Source organism: Pedobacter sp. AC379 (assembly GCF_979258145.1).
On record NZ_OZ409839.1, the window covers coordinates 2,681,103 to 2,700,578 of the forward strand.

A 19,476-nucleotide genomic window follows, 5' to 3' on the forward strand; every position below is an offset into this window, starting at 1 on the left:
TACCGATGAAAAATCGGTACTGAACCCTTACAATCCCTAACGCAAAACCCACTTTTTTAGGCATAATTTTAATACCTGCCGCTATGTTCGTGCCCCAAAAATCATTTGTTATACTTAGTTAGAAGCCTAATAATTACCATTTTAAGTAAAATAAACCTGATAAAGCGGAAAGCCCGGATCCCGATTTTTCCATCGGGAAAGGACTTGGAGCGGTAGCAGGACTGTTATAACCTAAAAGCACCGAACCCTGCTTTTCTAAAATAAGCCAACTATTAACCCAAGTGTGTTTGATTATATTCTACAATAAAAATCCCGTTTAACCTCTCCAGGTAAAACGGGATAAAACCTAAAACAAAATCCGTCTCATTTGACAAAACGTAACAACTTGTGCGTTGTTAAAATAATAGACGCTAATTTCTGTTTAAGGTTTAATGCCCGATGAATATTTTTATTTAATTTAAGGCGGATTATAGAATTACACTAAATTAAAGATAGTTAATGTTTCTATCGTGGTTAATTAGATGTAATTATAATAAATGAGGTAGTAAAACTGCTTATTACAGTATCAGTTGCGATAAGTGATTATTTTTTTTGTAAGGCTTTCGTTAATGCTGCGCAGTTTTATCTAAGTTTGTTCAATATTAAATTATTTAGGATAGAAAATGTCGGTAAGGGGTAACCAGTTTAAAACCAATACATTCAGAGATAAAGGTGCAGAAAGTGCACCCGGCAGATCATCATCAGGCCGCCAGGCAAAAGAAAAACGAGAATTTTTGCCAAGTTTCGATCTGGCTGATGGGCGTGCAATTAAAATTGTAGGTCTGTTTTTTGTGATATTGTCGCTATATTTTTTAATTGCTTTTACTTCGTATTTATTTACCTGGCAAGATGATCAGAGTTATGTAATTGATGCCAATGGTGGGTGGAGCAATCTTTTTAAAACAACCGATGAGCTTAAAGAAGCCGGGGTAACCACTCCAGTAGTACAAAACTGGTTGGGTAAATTTGGTGCTTTATTATCGCACCAGTTTATTTACGAATGGTTCGGTATTGCCTCATTTTTATTTGTACTTGCTTTTTTTATTATCGGCTACCGTTTGTTATTTAAGGTTAAAATCCTTTCCATTTCTAAAACATTGGGTTATAGCTTTTTCTTTTTATTATTTATTTCTTTAACGTTAGGTTTTGCGCACAGTTTCTGGTCAGAATCACCACATTATTTAGAGGGCGAATTTGGTTATTGGAGCAATAAATTATTGGGTGCCCAAATTGGGGCAGCTGGAGTTGCCGGTTTAATTGCCTTTGCTGGTTTAACCATTTTAATAATTGCATACAATATCGATTTTAAATTTCCTGAGCGTAAAGAGAAAGAAGTTTACCTGGATAATGAGACACCAGATTATGTTAACGACATCAGGGAACAATCGGTAAAAAGCAAAACTTTTGAAGACCCAACTGAGCCAATTGAGTTCCCCGTGCGCGATAAAGCACCTGTAAGTAATGAGCGTAAACAACAGAATGTAGTATTACAGCCTAGCCGTTACGAAGAAAAAGAAGAGGAAGAAACAATAGCTCCACCGGTTGTATTGTCTCCATTGGCTACAAATTTACCTCTGGCCACTGCTGCGGCTGCTTCATTGCCATTAACGGTTGAGCCACCAATAGAAGTAGAAAAAGAACCTGCTTTTACAATTGAGAAAACAGAAGAAGAAAAAAAATCAGAAGATCTGGTTGAGCAGTTTGGTAATTATGACGAGAAATTAGATTTATCAGGTTATAAATATCCTACAATCGATTTGCTGGAGAACTATGGTACCAATAAAATTTCAGTTAATGCCGAAGAATTAGAAGCCAATAAGAATAAAATCGTAGAAACCCTTAACCATTACAATATCGAAATTGATAAGATTAAGGCAACAATTGGCCCAACGGTTACCCTTTACGAAATTATTCCTGCGCCAGGGGTTAGGATTTCGAAGATTAAAAACCTTGAGGATGATATTGCACTTTCCCTGGCCGCATTAGGGATCCGTATTATTGCCCCAATGCCCGGTAAAGGTACAATTGGTATTGAGGTGCCTAACCAACACCCTGAAATGGTGCCGATGCGCAGTATTTTAAATACCGAAAAGTGGAGCCAAACCACTATGGATTTACCGATTGCCTTAGGTAAAACCATTAGTAACGAGGTTTTTATAGCCGATTTAGCTAAAATGCCCCATTTATTGGTGGCCGGAGCAACCGGTCAGGGTAAATCAGTAGGTATTAATGCCATTCTGGTATCCCTCTTATTTAAAAAACACCCTGCGCAATTAAAATTTGTATTGGTTGATCCGAAAAAGGTAGAGTTAACTTTATTTAACCGGATAGAAAGGCACTTTTTGGCCAAACTCCCTGGTGAGGCTGATGCGATTATCACCGACACCAAAAAAGTAGTAAATACTTTAAATTCACTCTGTATTGAAATGGATCAGCGTTATGATTTATTGAAAGATGCACAGGTAAGAAATTTAAAAGAGTACAACGATAAGTTTATCAAGCGCAAGCTTAACCCTAATAACGGGCACAGGTTTTTACCTTTCATTGTGTTAGTAGTTGATGAGTTTGCCGATTTAATGATGACGGCCGGTAAAGAGGTTGAAGCCCCAATTGCACGTTTGGCTCAGTTGGCAAGGGCAATCGGTATTCACCTGGTTTTGGCTACACAGCGGCCATCGGTAAATATTATTACGGGTACAATTAAAGCCAATTTCCCGGCAAGGTTAGCGTTTAGGGTTTTGTCGAAAATCGATTCGCGTACCATTTTAGATAGTGGTGGTGCCGATCAGTTAATCGGTCGTGGTGATATGCTTTTATCTACGGGGAGCGACTTAATCAGGCTACAGTGTGCTTTCGTTGATACACCTGAGGTTGATCGTATTTCTGAATATATCGGTAACCAGCGCGGTTATGCAGATGCTTATCAGCTGCCAGAATATGTTGATGAAGCAGGCGAGGGAAGCAAAGCTGATTTCGACCCAAATGAACGCGATAAGTTTTTTGAAGATGCTGCAAGATTGATTGTGATGCATCAGCAAGGATCTACGTCGTTAATACAGCGTAAACTTAAGTTAGGATACAACAGGGCAGGTAGGATTATCGATCAGTTGGAAGCTGCCGGTATTGTTGGTCCGTTTGAAGGAAGTAAGGCCCGTGAGGTTTTATATCCTGATGAATACGCTTTGGAACAGTTCTTGAATAGCATGAACGACAAAGACTAGATTAAACCAATACCAAAAAATCTACTCTAACGTTTCAAAGAAAAAACTTAAAAAAGAAAAGATGAAGAAATTAATTTCAGCATTGATGGTTGTAGTTGCTTTTACAACATCAACCTATGCTCAAACTGATGCGAAAGCTAAAGCAATTTTAGCTGAGGTAAGTAAAAAATACAAATCGTATAATGTTGTAAAAACTGATTTTACCTTTACCCTGGATAATCCAAAAGCTAAAGTAAAAGAAACACAACAAGGTACTTTATACGTTAAAGCCAACTCTAACAAATACAAAGTTGCCATGACTAACCAGGAGTTGTTTAGTGATGGTAAAAGCCAGTGGACTTACCTTAAAAAAGATAAAGAAGTGCAGGTAAGCAATGTAGATAACAGCGGTGACGCCATTAACCCCGCAAAGATTTTTACGGTTTATGAAAAAGGATTTAAATATGTTTATACTGGCGAAGAAAAAGCTGGTGCTAAAACTTATCAAATGATTGATTTAACTCCTGTGGATGCAAAAAAATCGATTTTTAAAGTGCGTTTAAGTATTGATAAAGCTGCTAAGCAAATTGCAAATGTTGTTTTATTTGATAAAAACGGGAATAAATATACTTACAACGTGAAAACTTTTTCACCTAATGTAAATGTCCCAGAAACTACTTTTGCTTTCGACGCAAAGAAATATCCTGGTGTTGAAGTGGTAGATTTAAGATAATCATAATTTCTGCGCCAAGCGGATGAAACATAAAAGGTTCAGTTGGAAACAACTGAACCTTTTTTAGTTTTATTGAAATCAGATTTTTAGGTGTATCGCAGGCTATATATTGCTTTTTTGGAAAGCATTTACAGTAATTCTTAGGTTACACTAGTCCCGCCATTCGCTATAGGCCCGATGAAAAATCGGGCGCTGCTGCTACTGTCGGGTTTAAGTGGCACATTCCTTTTAAGAAACAATGGTTTTCTAGCAACATTCAAAAAATCGAATAAATTCTTTAGAATAATAAGGTTAGCACATTTCAATAAAACTGGTAGGGATCGAACGCGGTTCCTGAACACTGATAGAAGTTAGCATTTGGCTAAAATACAGGAACTCGATGACAGGTTTTACAATGAATCGTCTCCACCGCAGTGTTCCAAAGGAGCTCCTTTGGAGGAGAGATCTTTTAGTCTAGTTCAAAGATCTCTCCACTACGCTTTGCTCCGGTCGAGATGACGCTGATTTTTCGAAATGAACATAGTGGTTGATAAATTTTTCATCATGTGTTTATGAATGCTGCGCAGATTTATCTAAGTTTGTTTCCAATGTCATTATCACTAACAAACCATACTTTAGAGAAATTAGAAGCCCTGCTTTTCGCAATGGGTTATAAGGTGCGCTACGAGAAAGGGAACTTTAAAACAGGTTCTTGTTTGCTCGAGCACAATAAGGTAATTGTAGTGAATAAATTTTCTAACCTGGAAGGAAAAATTGCCGCATTGGTTACACTTGTAAAACAGACCAATACAGATGAAAACGGTTTAGACGAAAAACAGCGTCAGTTTTATCAATCCCTACAACAAACCGAATTATTTTAATGAAGATACAGCACAGCCATTTTAGAAAGGAAAGTTTGAGCAGATGAAAGTTACTTTTTTAGGTACCGGTACATCACAAGGCGTTCCTGTAATTGCCTGTACCTGTGAGGTATGTCTATCTTCTGATAAGAAAGATAACCGTTTAAGAACTTCTATTTTAATTGAAACAGCCGATAAAACCATCGTGGTAGATAGCGGACCAGATTTTCGTTACCAGCTTTTGCGTGAGCAGGTAAAAGATCTTGATGCCGTTCTGTTTACTCATGAGCATAAAGATCACATTGCCGGTTTGGATGATATTAGGCCGTTTAATTATTTATTGCATAAGGTAATAGATGTTTATGCCACCGAAAGGGTACAAACGGCTTTAAAAAGAGAGTTTTATTACATTTTTGCCGAAACCAAATACCATGGTTTACCGCAAATTAACCTGCATACGGTAACCAATGGAGAAGATTTTAAAATCGGCCAAAGTACCATTATTCCTTTCGAAGTAATTCACCATTTACTACCGATTACCGGCTATAGGATTGGCGATTTTACTTATATCACTGATGCCAAAACCATATCAGCGCAAAGTTTCGAAAAAATAAAAGGCTCAAAGGTGTTGGTGCTTAATGCCTTGCAAAATGAGCCGCATATTTCTCATTTCACCTTAAACGAAGCCATTGCTTTTGCAAACAGGGTAGGGGCCGAAACTACTTACCTTACACATATTAGCCATAATTTGGGTAAACATGCCGATGTAGATAAAGATTTACCAGGAAATATAAAACTGGCTTACGATGGTTTAAAAATAGAAGTTTAAAGGCTTTTTAAAATCCAAAATTAAATTATATTTGCAGCACAAATTAGGTGGCTATTTTAATAGCAATTTATATATTGTGCAATACAAACCCAGGTGGCGAAATTGGTAGACGCACCAGCTTGAGGGGCTGGCGCCTGTATGGGTGTGGGAGTTCGAATCTCCTCTTGGGTACCAAAAATAAAAACGCCTTGCAATATTTTGCAAGGCGTTTATTTATTAGATATAAATCTAATATACAATCCTTAGTTATATGTAGCTGGCAAACGTTATCTGTGGCAACCGGCTGTCAAGGATAACTTGTTAAGCGGCGGTAAATTGACTCTTGCTTTTAATTTGAATAAAATCACTTTCATGTTCGAAACCTTTGATCAAGCCAACTTCCACCAACTTTGCGATTTAACGGCCAACAGAGATGCAGATCTGCAAGCCATTTTAGATCAGTATGGTTATCCTCCATTTTGGTCGAGGCCCAATACCTTCGAATCGCTGGTGCACATCATTTTAGAACAACAGGTTTCTTTGGCTTCGGCATTGGCTACGCTCAATAAATTGAAAGAGAAAATAGGTGAGCCTACGCCAGCAAAGTTGTTATTACTTACCGACAAGGAGTTGAGAGACTGTTATTTTAGCAGACAAAAAACAGTTTATGTCCGCCATTTGGCTGAAAGCCTCCTCAGCGGATCATTATCATTAAGCGAACTGGAAAAGATGGATGATCATAGCATCCGGAGCAAGCTGAAAACAATTAAAGGAATCGGCGATTGGACAGTGGATATTTACCTGATTTTTATGCTCCACCACACCGATGTTTTTCCGATAGGTGATTTGGCAGCGGTTAATGCTTTGAAAAAAGTAAAGGGCCTGGCGGCGGGTACAAGTAAAGATGAGGTATTGGCTGCTGCTGATCAGTTTAAACCTTACCGAACCATCGCCACTATGCTTTTATGGCATGTTTACCTGGAAGAAAGGAAGAGAAAGTAATATATTCCTTAGCTAGTTACGTCATTCCTGACTCAATTGGGAATCTTAATGCAATTAGGTTATATATGTTTCGGTCTGTGGGGACACAGACCGAGGAGGCATAAATTAAATATAAATCTGTATTTAAACCCATGGTCTGTGCCCTCACAGACCATTAAACTTAATTTTCATTTCGGTCTGTGGGGACACAGACCGAGGAAGCATGAATTAAATATAAATCTGTATTTAAACCCATGGTCTGTGTCCTCACAGACCATTAACTTTATTTTCATTTCGGTAAGTGGAGACACAGACCGAGGGATTTTTACAACAAAGCCCTATCCAAATGCACATAACCGCCATCTACATGAATTAGTTGGCCCGTGGTATGACTTGATTTATCAGACAACAGAAACACCGCGGTATTTGCTATTTCATCAACGGTTGTCATTCTATTTTCAAATGGGATTTTATCGGTAATGCTTTTCAGTTTTTCATCCCGGTTTTCGAAAGAACCGATCCATTTTTCATATAGCGGAGTCCAGGCTTCGGCAACGATAATGGCATTAACGCGAATGCTAAATGGCAATAATTCTACAGCCCATTCTCGCGTGAGCGCATTGCGGGCACCGTTGGATGCAGCATAACCAGAAGTTCCGCCCTGACCGGTTTCTGCAGTTTTGCTCCCGATGTTTAAGATAGCACCTTTGCTTACTTTTAGTGCAGGCAAGGCATGTTTGGCCAGTAAATAATAATGTACTACGTTTTTATGCAACGATTCCATAAAGGCTTCATAGGTTCCGTTTTCAAGGCCTATACCGTCGTTAACACCGGCATTGTTCACCAAACCATCAATTCTGTTGTATTTTGCTAAAATAGCATCAACAATAATTTTACAGCTTTCGGGCGCGGTAAGTTCTGCGGTGAAATAATCGGCTGTTAAACCTAAATCTTTAACCTCTTGAAGCATTTTTTGATTATCATCCTCATTTCTGCCAATGATGATCGGAAACGCCTTCTCTATGGCCAAAGCCTTAACAATAGCAGCACCAATTCCTTTTGCACCACCGCTTACAAGTATTATTTTTCCGTCTAAATTTAAATTCATATTTGGTTAATGTTTTGTTGTTGTATTTAATAGCAAAATAATCATGATTATCAGTTGAGCGTAATTGAAGACTATTATTCAGTAACCATAAAAGATTGATCTTCGACTACGCTTACTTTGACATTCGTTCACTTAAATAAGCAATGAATCTTTTGAGATTATATCGAAGATCTTATCCATCACCTAAAGGCTTACACCCCTTTTCCATGGAATAAAATCATCCTGATTGAGTTGTACTGCTTTAGGGATTTCTTCACCACTGGCCACTTTGATACAGTATTCTAAAATATCTTCCCCCATTTCGTTAATGGTTTTCTCCCCATTTATAATTGCGCCGGTATCAATATCGATAATATCGCTCATGCGTTTGGCCAAAATTGAATTTGTTGCCACTTTAATGGTAGGGCAAACCGGATTTCCTGTTGGAGTACCTAAGCCAGTCGTGAATAAAATTAAAGTTGCGCCTGCGGCAGCTTTTCCGGTGGTGGCCTCCACATCATTGCCGGGTGTACAAACCAAACTTAAGCCGGGCTTGGTTGCCGGTTCAGTATAATCCAAAACAGCTACAACTGGCGAAGAACCTGCTTTACGTGCAGCACCAGCCGATTTTATTGCATCGGTAATTAAACCATCTTTAATATTACCCGGAGAAGGGTTCATGTAGAAACCCGAACCAACTTTATGCGCTAAATCGTCATATTCTGTCATTAAGCGGATAAATTTCTCTGCCGTTGGTCGATCTACAGATCTATCGATCATCTCTTGCTCTACACCACACAACTCAGGAAATTCTGCAGACAAAACTTTCGCACCCAAGCCTACCAATAAATCGGCGCAATAACCAACGGCAGGGTTGGCAGAAATTCCGCTGAATCCATCGCTGCCACCGCATTTTACACCTACACATAATTTGCTTAAAGGTGCTGCTTCGCGTTTCTGCTGGTTAATAAACATTAATCCTTCAAACGTACTTTTTATCGAATTTTGAATCAATTGTTCTTCACTTTGTGCTTTTTGCTGCTCAAAAGTTAAAAGAGGTTTATCAAAATCAGGGTCAAGCGCAAAAAGATCACGTTTAAAATCTGCAACCTGTAAATGCTGGCAGCCCAAGCTTAAAACCGTAATGCCCGCTACATTTGGGTGGTTGGCATAAGCGGCCAATAGCTTGCTCAACGTATCCGAATCTTGCCGTGTACCGCCACAACCGCCATTATGGGTGAGGAATTTAATCCCGTCTACATTTTTAAAAGTGCGGTTGGCGCTATTGACTTTAGGCTCAAAGCTGATGTTGTTAATATCTTCTCCATTTTCAAAGGCCTGAACGAGTTTGTGTGTGTAAGATTTGTATTGAGCATCCACAGCATAACCCAATTCGCTATATAACGATTCCTTAATGATATCAAGGTTTCTGTTTTCGCAAAACACAGTTGGAATGAAAAGCCAGTAGTTTGCTGTACCAACAGCTCCGTTTTTACGGTGATAGCCATTAAAACTCCTTTGCGCATACTTGCTTACATCGGGTGCTTCCCACTTAAAATTAACATTGCGGTACGCAAAGGGTTCGGCAGCATGCTTGGTATTTTCTACATTCAACCGCATGCCTGTTTTTACATCAAACTGAACCTTACCTACCAAAACACCATACATTATCACCTCATCACCCGCTTTCATATCCTGCATAAAAAATTTATGCTTTGCCGCAATCTCTTCAACGGTTATGTAGGTATGCCCATCGTAAACTATTGTGGTTTGTGCTGGCAAATCCTGTAACGCAACCAAAACATTATCTGCACTGTTAATCTTAATGACTAATTTTTTCATCGTTACTTATACTTCTAAACTTATTTCTTTTTCTATATGATTGGGTTTCCAGCCTTTCCATCCAAAATAAAATACCACTAAAAAACAAACGAAAGGTACCAGGTAGCCGTATTGTATGTTATGTGCGGCATCTGATATTAAACCCAATACCGGTGGTAAAAAAGCTCCTCCAACAATCGACATTACAATTAACGACGAACCCAGTTTGGTATCTTTACCTAAACCTGCTATGCCTAATGAGAATATGGTAGGGAACATGATCGACATAAAAAAGGCTACTCCAATTAGAGCATACACAGTTATCATTCCGGTTGCAAAAATGGACACCAGGGTGAGCGCTGCACTGATGACGGCATAAAGCATTAACAGTTTGTGGGGAGCAACAAATCTCATAAAAAACGTACCGGCAAATCTGCCGAGCAGAAAAGCTAATCCTGCCGCGCTAGCATACCATTTTGCTTCGTACTGACTGATTCCTGCAGATGATGTGATAAAACTGATGAACAAACTGAGTACGCAAACCTGTGCGCCAACGTAGAAAAACTGCCCGATAATGGCCCAGCGTAAATGCTTATGCCCTAAAACATGGCCAAAAGAACTTTTTTCATTTCCAGTTTCCTCCTCTTTAATATCGGGCAGTTTAGTAAAAATAAACAGCACAGCAACCACAATAATCAGGATGCCTAAAATTAAATATGGTGCTTTCACGGTAGAAGCCTCTTCGAGCACATAAGCCTGCTTTTCTAAAGGAAGCAGTTTAGCCAGTTCGGCATCAGTGTATTTAGCTTCGGTAAAAATAAATTTGCCTCCTAAAACCGGGGCTAAAAATGCTGCTAAACCATTAAAAGATTGTGAAAAGTTTAAACGCTGTGTTGCTGTTTCTGGCGGTCCCAATACTGTAACGTAAGGGTTTGCTGCTGTTTCTAAAAAGGTTAAACCGCAAGCAATTACAAAAAGGGCACCTAAAAAAAAGATGTATTTTGCCGTATTTGCCGCGGGTATAAACAATAAACAACCAATTGCAAACAATACCAACCCCAATATGATACCGCTTTTATAACCATACTTCCGCATGATGTAACCTGCAGGCAGGGCCAAAAGAAAATAAGCAATAAACACCGAAGAATCGACCAATGTGGATTCGAAAACATTCAATTGGAAAGCTTTACGCAAATGCGGAATTAATACCGGATCGAGATTGTGTACAAAGCCCCAAAAGAAAAAAAGGCTGGTAACCAAAATTAATGGAAATAAGTATCCTTTACCATTATTTGGTACATCAGAGACTTTAAAATTTGTTGATGTGGTGTGGCTCATATTTGATTTGGTTATGGTATTGGTTAAGCAAAATCTGCCTAGGATGGTGAGATGTTGCTTTACAAATTAAGCCGATAAGTGCTAATAAAAATTTAACTTTATGATCTAATTATTAAATGATATTGTCTCAATTTTATACATTGCGAAATATTACTGCATATTAGATTGATTTTTTAAGAATTTATGAAACCGCATTTACTCAATGTATCTACCAATACGGTAGATTCTTTTAGTGCCCGAAGAGATATTATGCCCGATGTAAACAACTTGTGGCATTACCATTCTGCTTTGGAGTTAATCTACATCAAAAAGGGTAGGGGCACGCAGTTTATCGGTGATAGCATTAAAAATTTTAGTGATGGCGATGTTGTTTTACTTGGGAGCAATTTGCCGCATTACTGGCGTTTCGATCCTGAGTTTTTTGAGCAAACAACCGATGAATCTGTTGATGTATATGCGATCCATTTTAAAGAAGATTTTTTGGGAAAGGAATTTATAGACCTTCCCGAGAATCAGGAACTCAAAAAAGTTATCGCACAATCTAAACAGGGAATTAAACTGGAGGGTGCCTCTAAAACAAAGATCGCTGCTTTAATGCCGCAGATTATTGCGGCTACAGGTACCATGCGCATCATTAAGCTGTTGGAGGTTTTAACCGAAATAGCCAACTGTGAGGAGAAAAGTATCCTGGTTTCATTAGGTTTTAAACCCAATTTCCTGGAGAATGAAAAAGACAGGATTCAATCAATTTACAATTACACCATCAGCAACTACAAAAATAAAATCGAACTGAAAGAAATTGCCGCCGTGGCGAAAATCAGTCCCAACTCCTTTTGCAAGTTTTTTAAAACCAAAAGCAGAAAAACCTATACACAGTTTCTGAACGAAATAAGGGTGGGACAAGCCTGCAAACTGCTGATTGAAAACGACCTTACGGTAAAAGAAATCTGTTACGATTGCGGCTTTTACAACTTTACCAGTTTCCATAAATACTTCCGCGAAATTACTGGCAAAACCCCGTTAAAATACCAGCAGGCATTTTCCAAACAATAAAAATACCCGAAGGCCTTATTTTAATAAATTGACTTCACTATGCTACAGGTTTTTAGCCTATTTTTTGATCACTGTATTTAAAATAATTGCAAAGAATTTGGCTTTTGTTAGTATTTGACTCAATGAGGGCTGTTTTGTATAGCTTTCTGAGTTTTTTCAATTTCTTTTTGAAATTAAATTATACATATGTTAAAACTAATTTTTGATTTATAGGTTTATAGCTTAAGTTTGCATTCCTAACTAAATATTTTATGAGCAATATATCTAATCCGAAACCAGAAAAAAGGGGTGAAAGGATGGACAATGACCATAATAAACTTGATGAGTCTTATATCCCGGCTTCAAAGCATAAATTTGAAGGATGGCCAATTCTGTGGATCCTGATTGCTATATTTTTAATCTCAGCAGTTTTATGGTACACTGGTGCAGCACCCTACTTAATTAAGTGGATCGCAAATAAATAATCAATAATTTTTTAAAGAAGAACGTGGACTAAGTTTGGCCATACAGTTTATTGTCTTTCTGTGAGAAAGCCAAATGTATTTTATTTAAAGGGAGACGTTAATTTTGATGACGGGAAATAGAACTGATTAAAAATTTTCGTCTTCACTGGAAATCTGTTCAGCGGAGAAATAGCAGTATAACATTAATCCAAAGGAAATAATATAAAATGCCGCGGTGATTAAAAGGAATGTGCTCATATAAATAGTTATTTGGTTAGTGTAATTATAACGTTAAGTTATCTTAAATTATGCATGGTGGTGCATTTATTTTATGTTAATTATTAACATATTTTATTTTAATGTTGAAAACTATTTGTATAGTTAAACAGTCATTTATAGTTATTCGGCCATCTCAGCCTAATATTATCTGTTTTTACCTTGCCTGAAATTTATCGCGGTACTGCGTTGGTGTCATCCCAACTGATTTCCTGAACACTTTTCGAAACGCTTTGGGGTCGTTATAGCCAGAGTTGTAAATCACCTCCGTCATCTGTTGTGCAGTTTGCTCCAGGAGTTTTTTTGCCGCTTCTATTCGGGTTTGCTGGAGGTATTCGATAGGCGTAATGCCAATTACCTGTTTAAACCGGCGCACAATATTCCGCCTGCTCGATGGAATATCTTTAATCATTTCTTCAATTGTGGCTACATCCTGGTAATTGTTTTCTATTTTTTCTTGCGCCGAAGCTACCAGATCATCATTATGGTGGCGGATAGGCTGAAAGGTGCTAAAGTACAATTGGTTTACGCGGTCCATATCGATGGCGAAAATTTTTGCCACTTTAACGGCCATGTCCTTTCCACAATGAAGCTGTAAAAGATGTAACAATAAATGGAAGGTGGAGGTTGCACCTCCGCTGGTAAATAATCTGCCATCCTGCGTTACCGTTTTATCGGCCTTTAAATTTACCAATGGGAAAGCCGAGGTAAATGCACTGCAGGCATCAACATGGGTGGTAGCTGCTTTGCCATCCAACAAGCCGGATGCCGCAAGCAGGAAAGCACCGGTACAAAAGGTGGCAATTTCTGCCCCCGCCTGGTGCTGTTTATTTAACCATGGTATGTATATACTGTTTACAGCAATACAATCTTTAATGTCATTAGTTGCAAACGATGGTACAAGAATGAGGTTAAGGTTCGTCGCTTTTTGTAAAGGCACGCATGGATGATCGCTAAAACGGTAATCTTTATCATCTAATGTGATTAAACTAATGTTAAATGGAATTTCAAGATCGTCTTTCCTGTAAAATCCGTTAACGGTATCAAATACGTCTAAAATGGCCGCTATGCTTAATAAACGGAAGTTTTTGGGCAGTAAAACACCTACTTGTATCATTTGGTTAAAAATTTAGGTATCGTAAATATATAAAATTTGTCTGAAATGCCCCTTAAGATTGACTTTTACGGCAACGCTGTGCAGCTGCATTTAGCTTTAACTTTATTTTACTTTCATCAGCTAAATATAAACGATATGAAAACCACCCCAACAAGTAGCAGAATGTATGGCTTTATAGTGCTGTACGAAATGCATACAGATTTTTTATTAAGGGCGCTTGATGGCATAGCGGAAAAGGATAAGCAAAAAAGATTGGATACCAATGCCAACCATATTGCGTGGATTACAGGGAGTATTGTGCAGGGCCGTTATTTCCTCGCTAAATCATTCGGTATCAACCTGCCATCCATAACCGACGAACTTTTTGCCAATAACAAAGGCATTGTTGATGATGCTGATTATCCATCATTGGAAGCACTTATTAGAGATTGGAAAAGCATTTCGCCGCAATTGCAAGATGCTTTAACCCAGGCTACAGATGAAAAATTAGAAGAGAAACTGAGTATGCCTGGGATGGAAATTACGCTGTTTGAAATGATTGGTTTTACCACCTACCGCGAGGCCAACTGTATCGGGCAGATTGCTTTGTGGCGCAGGTTATTGGGCTACGCTGGAATGAATTATATGTAATTATGGAAAAGGTATTGAATGAAACCAGTGAAACATTATTGACATTGGAGCGTGTTTTTTCGGAATTTGAAGAAAATTTAATTAACCAAATCCCTTATGCAGGCAGCTGGTCTGCAGGGCAGTTGGCAGAGCACCTCGTTTTAGCTAACAATGGATTTTTACAGGTAATTAATGGTCCGGTAACAGAAACAGATAAGCCTGCCGATTTATTGGTAGCGGAAATAAAGAAGGATTTTTTAAATTTTAATGTAAAGTATAATTCGCCAAAAGAGATCTACCCTGAAGATAAAGCTTACAACCAGTTGGCATTACTGCAAAATTTAAAGCAGATAAGAGCAGGAATATCTAATGCGGTAACCGGGTTGGATTTAACCAAAACCTGTGCTTCGTACAAATTGCCCGGCTATGGTTATCTTACACGGTTAGAGGCTGTTTATTTTGTAATTTATCATACCCAGCGGCATGTGCACCAGTTAAAGAATATTTACCAAAAGCTTGCCGTTAATTCACTAAACTAAATGGTTAGAAACAATAAACTCGATCTGCTAAATCCTTATATTGGTAAATGGAAAACAGATGGTTTAACAAAAACAGGTGAAGTAATTACCGGAACAGATACTTACGAATGGATTGAAGGAGGTTTTTTCTTAACTCATCGGGTGGAGGTAGTGTTCGGTAAAAGGCAGGTACAGGCATTGGAGATTATGCTTTATGATGACATGGAAGATGTATTCAGGTCACAATCCTTCGATAATGAAGGAAATATTTCAATAGCTACGCTTAAAATTTTTGATGATATCATTTTAATATTTGCTGATAAGGAACGTTTTAAAGGGAATTTCAAACACAATACGATTGAAGGTACCTGGGAGCAGTTTGACGGTACAAAATGGGTGGACTGGATGGATATTAAGTTGACGAAGCTAGTATCGTAACCGTACTTGGTCATTTAGATGTGATAGATTGGATGTAGCGAAGAATCTTATGATAAGCAGCCGTTCGACTACGCTACTATTAACGGACTACAGTAAAGCAATCTTTATCGCTGGGTTACCAAACATGAAAGATTGCTTCGTCGTTCCTTCTTGCATCCTATAGCTAATGGATGACGATACTTTGAAGCGATTTACCAACATTATCTCCTGTCATTTATATTGATTTGATAAAATATATTATCCCTCAGGGTAACAACTAGTGTAACAATTAAACAAATAATAAATAACCAGTCTTAACAAGATAAAACAACAAAACAATGGCAACAGTAAACACGTATTTAAACTTTAATGGCAATACCGAAGAGGCATTTAACTTTTATAAATCAGTATTTGGAGGCGAGTTTGCGGTGGTGCAACGCTATAAAGATTCGCCCGGATGTGAAGGTATGCCAATTGGCGATCAGGAAAAATTAATGCATATCGCTTTACCAATTGGTGGCAACATTTTAATGGGAACAGATATCACCGACCCAATGCCGGCAGCTACTTTTGGAACTGGTATTTCATTATCAGTTGATGCACAAAGCGAAGAAGAAGCAAAACGCCTATTCGATGGCCTTTCTGCTGGTGGAAAGGTAACCATGGCTTTGGAAAAAACTTTCTGGGGCGCACTGTTTGGTATGGCAACTGATAAATTCGGTATTCAGTGGATGGTGAATTATGATTATAAATAGTCTTGAGTCGGAAGTCTTGAGTCCTAATTATTTTGCAGATGAATCATAGTCAATGGCTCATAGTTAATGGTTCATGGTTGATAGTTCATAGCTGATAGTCAATGGTTCATAGTCAATGGTTAATAGTTCATGGCTCTTCGTTTATGGTTCATAAATAATTGGCACTAAACCATAGCATTGTTCATTCATTATATATCGTCCTCCTGAACTTGTTTCAGAATCTAATGAAAGAGTTAGCTTATTTAGACTTTTCGACTTGATGAACCAATTAACTATCCTGAGCAAAGCACTAATAAAATAATCTAATAAATTATTATTTTTAATTATATAAACCAAAATTTTAAGCACCATGAAAATTGCAGTTATTATTGTTCGCGTTCTTTTGGGCGCCATGTATCTTTTTGCATCCGTAAGCTTTTTTCTCCATTTAATGCCTAAAGATGCTCCGGCAATGTCGGCCGCACAAAGCACATTTATGTCTGGGGTAATGGCCTCAGTTTATTTAATGCCCTTAATTAAGGTTACAGAGTTAATAGGTGGGGTACTCTTACTTATTGGCCGTACTGCGCCTTTAGCTGCACTCCTTATTTTTCCGGTTACCTTAAACATTTTTCTTTACCATGCATTTTTAGGTCCGAAACAATTACCAATGGTTGCAGTAATGCTACTCTTTAACTTATTCCTGTTTTATGCTTACAGGGCTAAGTGTTTACCAATCATTTCTAAGTAAATTTGGGTTTTTAAAACTTTCTTATACTTTTTCTCTTTATTTAGTGTTTCGATATAAAGCTTAATTAATTATCTTTAAAAACTAACTAGAAATAAAAATATGAGAAAGTTACCATTTTTAATGCTGCTCTTTGTAGCGGTATCATTTTCTGCCTTTGCACAAAATAAAGATGCGATTGTAGGCAAATGGCTTAATCCATCAGGAGAAGGACAGATTGAAATCTATAAAAAAGGCGATAAGTTTTTCGGAAAACTGGCATGGATAAAGGAACCTAATATCAATGGTAAACCAAAACTGGATATTAAAAACCCTGATGCCAGTTTACAGAAACGTGCTTTGTTAAATCTCGAAATCCTTAAAGATTTTGTTTACGATGATGGTAAATGGACTGATGGAACAATATATGACCCGAAAAGTGGTAAAACTTATAGCTGCAACATGACGTTAAAAAGTGCTGACGTACTAAACATCCGTGGTTATGTAGGCATTTCACTTTTAGGCAGATCGGAAACTTTCAGACGGGTTAAATAATATATAGATGAAGAAAATTTTATGGTGCCTTTTATTGGCACCTTTTTTTTGCGCCGCACAGTCGTATTCGATAAAACCATTGAATGAAAGTGCCAAAACCAGTATACGTGGCTTAAGTGTTGTTTCAGATCAGGTTGCCTGGGTTAGTGGGAGCAACGGCTCGGTGGGTAAAACTACCGATGGCGGAACCACCTGGAAATGGATAAAACCAAAAGGTTATGAGAAAATCGATTTCAGGGATATTGAAGCTTTTGATGCGCAAAATGCTGTTATCGTAGGTATTGCATCACCAGCTTATATTCTTAAAACAACAGATGGGGGCGAAACCTGGACAGAAAACTATAAAAACGTCGATTCTGCCATATTTTTGGATGGAGTAAGTTTTTGGGAGAAAAACAAGGGTATAATCTTCGGTGATCCGATAAATGATAAACTGCAATTGCTTAAAACCATAGATGCGGGTAAAACCTGGCAGGATATTTCTGCAAACCTAAAAAGCCAAATGGCCAAAGGCGAAGCGAGTTTTGCGGCCAGTGGTACTACCATTAAAACATTAGCAGATGGTAAAACCTGGATTGCCACCGGCGGAACGGTTTCTAATATCTATTTCTCTCCTGATTATGGTCAAAACTGGCAGGTATTTAAATGTCCTATTTTACAGGGCGAAAATAGTACAGGACCTTTCTCTATCGATTTTTTTAATGCGAAAAAAGGTATTATTGTAGGCGGCAATTATATTAAAGTTAAGGAAAATGCAAATAATGTACTTTTAAGTAACGATGGTGGTAAAACCTGGCATAAGCCCGTTAGTCCGGTTTTGGGCTTTCGTTCTGCCGTAAGCTACATCACTGCGAAAACATTAATTGCCACAGGTACATCCGGTACCGATATTTCTACGGATGGCGGTTTAAACTGGAAACATATTGCTGATAAAAGCTTTAATGCCGTTCAAAAAGCAAAAAAAGGTAATGTAGTATTACTGGCCGGAGAAAAGGGTGCTATTTATCAGTTAACCACTGATTGATAAGGGGTGCATAACAAATTCATTTTTATTTCACCTCATCGTCCTGCTAAACTTATTTCAGCATCTTTTAGCAAGAAAGACGCTGACCACGAAGTAGTTATCAGACCTTTAAAACAATAAAAACTGCTAATAAATAGATTCAGGGTGGCGAAAGGTTGTGAAATTTGGCGTAAACCCGTTAATAAATTTCAATCCTGTACGTAACAGTTTTATCGATTAAGTATCTAATCCGTAAAACGATTCAATAAATAAAACTGAATGAGACAGCGGAAATGATAAAATTTTGTTTCTTTGTTGTCTAACTAAAACTTTAATTTAAAAAACACACTCACTCAATGGATTTTTTGCACACGATTTTAGGTGACGATATACAGGCCGGATTATTAATTATCTTAAACTTAATTGTGATTGAGAGTTTGCTCTCGGTTGATAATGCAGCAGTTTTGGCTACCATGGTAATGGATTTGCCAAAGTCGCAAAGAGAAAAGGCTTTAAAGTATGGTATTATTGGTGCATATGTTTTCAGGGGGATCTGTTTATTCCTCGCGGCATGGCTGGTAAAAATCTGGTGGTTAAAACCACTTGGTGGTTTATACCTGTTGTACCTGGCCTTCGATTATTTTAGAAAAAAGAGCAGCAAAAAGAACGAGGAAGAAGAGGAAGTAGATAAAAGTAAAAGCTGGATTTATAAATCTACCGTTGGGTTGGTTGGTACTTTTTGGGCAACCGTTGCGCTGGTAGAAGTAATGGATTTAGCCTTCTCAATTGATAATGTTTTTGCTGCGGTTGCTTTTACCGATCATATCTGGTTAATTTATATCGGTGTTTTTATCGGTATCCTTGCCATGCGTTTTGTAGCGCAGGCATTTGTAAAACTAATGGAGAAGTTTACCTTTTTAGAAACAGTTGCTTTTATAGTAATCGGGGTTCTTGGTGTTAAACTTACCTCATCTTTATTTACACATTTTTATCCCGAATCTCCTGTTTCGCATGCTATAGAAGGTGAAAAAACAGATCTTTTCGTGTCTATTTTTACAGTAGCCATATTCATTATACCAGTAATAACATCGCTTTTGTTCAACTTTCCTAAAAAGCATAAAAGCGACATCATCATTTCGGAAGATGCAGAAGAAGTATTGGATAAATCTTAGTACTTA

The 19,476-nt window shown here is 37.9% G+C and carries 19 protein-coding genes and 1 tRNA gene; 16 read left to right on the forward strand and 4 right to left on the reverse strand.

Annotation, left to right across the window (positions count from 1 at the left end; translation table 11 throughout):
• Nucleotides 1-662: 662 nt before the first annotated feature.
• From ACZZZW_RS12065 to ACZZZW_RS12090, 6 genes are all read left to right on the forward strand, one after another.
• Complete coding sequence (locus tag ACZZZW_RS12065) at nucleotides 663-3,260, forward strand: FtsK/SpoIIIE family DNA translocase (RefSeq protein WP_463493709.1); 2,598 nt, start codon at nucleotides 663-665, stop codon at nucleotides 3,258-3,260.
• A gap of 61 nt (nucleotides 3,261-3,321) precedes the next feature.
• Nucleotides 3,322-3,972 (forward strand): outer membrane lipoprotein periplasmic chaperone LolA1, encoded by a 651-nt coding sequence (gene lolA1 / locus ACZZZW_RS12070; protein WP_055903838.1) that lies wholly within the window; start codon nucleotides 3,322-3,324, stop codon nucleotides 3,970-3,972.
• A 587-nt stretch (nucleotides 3,973-4,559) separates the two neighbouring features.
• Nucleotides 4,560-4,832 carry a hypothetical protein gene (locus ACZZZW_RS12075; RefSeq protein ID WP_055903999.1) on the forward strand — a complete coding sequence of 91 codons (273 nt, stop codon included), beginning with the start codon at nucleotides 4,560-4,562 and terminating at the stop codon, nucleotides 4,830-4,832.
• A gap of 43 nt (nucleotides 4,833-4,875) precedes the next feature.
• Nucleotides 4,876-5,640, forward strand: a complete 765-nt coding sequence (locus ACZZZW_RS12080; protein ID WP_463493712.1) for an MBL fold metallo-hydrolase — start codon at nucleotides 4,876-4,878, stop codon at nucleotides 5,638-5,640.
• An 87-nt stretch (nucleotides 5,641-5,727) separates the two neighbouring features.
• Nucleotides 5,728-5,814, forward strand: a tRNA-Leu gene (locus ACZZZW_RS12085).
• Between the two features lie 177 nt (nucleotides 5,815-5,991).
• Nucleotides 5,992-6,621, forward strand: coding sequence for a DNA-3-methyladenine glycosylase family protein (locus tag ACZZZW_RS12090; protein ID WP_463493714.1), 630 nt, complete (start codon nucleotides 5,992-5,994; stop codon nucleotides 6,619-6,621).
• Nucleotides 6,622-6,925: 304 nt separating this feature from the next.
• Here ACZZZW_RS12090 and ACZZZW_RS12095 read toward each other — a convergent pair whose 3' ends face one another.
• The 3 genes from ACZZZW_RS12095 to fucP all read right to left on the reverse strand — a co-directional run bounded on the left by ACZZZW_RS12095 (nucleotide 6,926) and on the right by fucP (nucleotide 10,846).
• Nucleotides 6,926-7,708, reverse strand: a complete 783-nt coding sequence (locus tag ACZZZW_RS12095) for an L-fucose dehydrogenase (RefSeq protein WP_463493716.1) — start codon at nucleotides 7,706-7,708, stop codon at nucleotides 6,926-6,928.
• Nucleotides 7,709-7,891: 183 nt separating this feature from the next.
• Nucleotides 7,892-9,529, reverse strand: a complete 1,638-nt coding sequence (locus tag ACZZZW_RS12100) for a UxaA family hydrolase (protein ID WP_463493718.1) — start codon at nucleotides 9,527-9,529, stop codon at nucleotides 7,892-7,894.
• 6 nt (nucleotides 9,530-9,535) lie between these two features.
• Nucleotides 9,536-10,846 carry an L-fucose:H+ symporter permease gene (gene fucP / locus ACZZZW_RS12105; protein WP_463493720.1) on the reverse strand — a complete coding sequence of 437 codons (1,311 nt, stop codon included), beginning with the start codon at nucleotides 10,844-10,846 and terminating at the stop codon, nucleotides 9,536-9,538.
• Between the two features lie 183 nt (nucleotides 10,847-11,029).
• Here fucP and ACZZZW_RS12110 point away from each other — a divergent pair, with 183 nt between their 5' ends.
• Entirely contained in the window at nucleotides 11,030-11,899 is an 870-nt protein-coding gene (locus tag ACZZZW_RS12110) for an AraC family transcriptional regulator (RefSeq protein ID WP_055903879.1), read from the forward strand.
• 251 nt (nucleotides 11,900-12,150) lie between these two features.
• The gene (locus tag ACZZZW_RS12115; RefSeq protein WP_055903882.1) at nucleotides 12,151-12,363 is read left to right on the forward strand and encodes a hypothetical protein; all 213 of its coding nucleotides are present in this window, start codon (nucleotides 12,151-12,153) and stop codon (nucleotides 12,361-12,363) included.
• Nucleotides 12,364-12,775: 412 nt separating this feature from the next.
• Here ACZZZW_RS12115 and ACZZZW_RS12120 read toward each other — a convergent pair whose 3' ends face one another.
• Entirely contained in the window at nucleotides 12,776-13,735 is a 960-nt protein-coding gene (locus ACZZZW_RS12120) for a GlxA family transcriptional regulator (protein WP_055903886.1), read from the reverse strand.
• A 135-nt stretch (nucleotides 13,736-13,870) separates the two neighbouring features.
• On the opposite strand from ACZZZW_RS12120, the gene ACZZZW_RS12125 reads away from it, so the two are divergent.
• The 8 genes from ACZZZW_RS12125 (at nucleotide 13,871) to ACZZZW_RS12160 (ending at nucleotide 19,470) form a co-directional block, all read left to right on the forward strand.
• On the forward strand, nucleotides 13,871-14,365 hold the full coding sequence (locus ACZZZW_RS12125; RefSeq protein WP_055904007.1) for a DinB family protein: 495 nt from the start codon (nucleotides 13,871-13,873) through the stop codon (nucleotides 14,363-14,365).
• Nucleotides 14,366-14,367: 2 nt separating this feature from the next.
• Nucleotides 14,368-14,883 carry a DinB family protein gene (locus ACZZZW_RS12130; protein WP_055903889.1) on the forward strand — a complete coding sequence of 172 codons (516 nt, stop codon included), beginning with the start codon at nucleotides 14,368-14,370 and terminating at the stop codon, nucleotides 14,881-14,883.
• Nucleotides 14,884-15,300, forward strand: coding sequence for a hypothetical protein (locus ACZZZW_RS12135; protein ID WP_055903892.1), 417 nt, complete (start codon nucleotides 14,884-14,886; stop codon nucleotides 15,298-15,300).
• A 317-nt stretch (nucleotides 15,301-15,617) separates the two neighbouring features.
• Entirely contained in the window at nucleotides 15,618-16,034 is a 417-nt protein-coding gene (locus ACZZZW_RS12140; RefSeq protein ID WP_055903895.1) for a VOC family protein, read from the forward strand.
• A 349-nt stretch (nucleotides 16,035-16,383) separates the two neighbouring features.
• Nucleotides 16,384-16,764, forward strand: a complete 381-nt coding sequence (locus tag ACZZZW_RS12145) for a DoxX family membrane protein (protein ID WP_463493727.1) — start codon at nucleotides 16,384-16,386, stop codon at nucleotides 16,762-16,764.
• Between the two features lie 99 nt (nucleotides 16,765-16,863).
• A complete protein-coding gene (locus ACZZZW_RS12150; RefSeq protein WP_055903901.1) occupies nucleotides 16,864-17,295 on the forward strand; it encodes a DUF2147 domain-containing protein in 432 nt (143 codons plus the stop codon).
• A gap of 7 nt (nucleotides 17,296-17,302) precedes the next feature.
• A complete protein-coding gene (locus ACZZZW_RS12155) occupies nucleotides 17,303-18,319 on the forward strand; it encodes a WD40/YVTN/BNR-like repeat-containing protein (RefSeq protein WP_463493728.1) in 1,017 nt (338 codons plus the stop codon).
• Nucleotides 18,320-18,654: 335 nt separating this feature from the next.
• Complete coding sequence (locus ACZZZW_RS12160; RefSeq protein ID WP_055903906.1) at nucleotides 18,655-19,470, forward strand: DUF475 domain-containing protein; 816 nt, start codon at nucleotides 18,655-18,657, stop codon at nucleotides 19,468-19,470.
• Nucleotides 19,471-19,476: the final 6 nt, after the last annotated feature.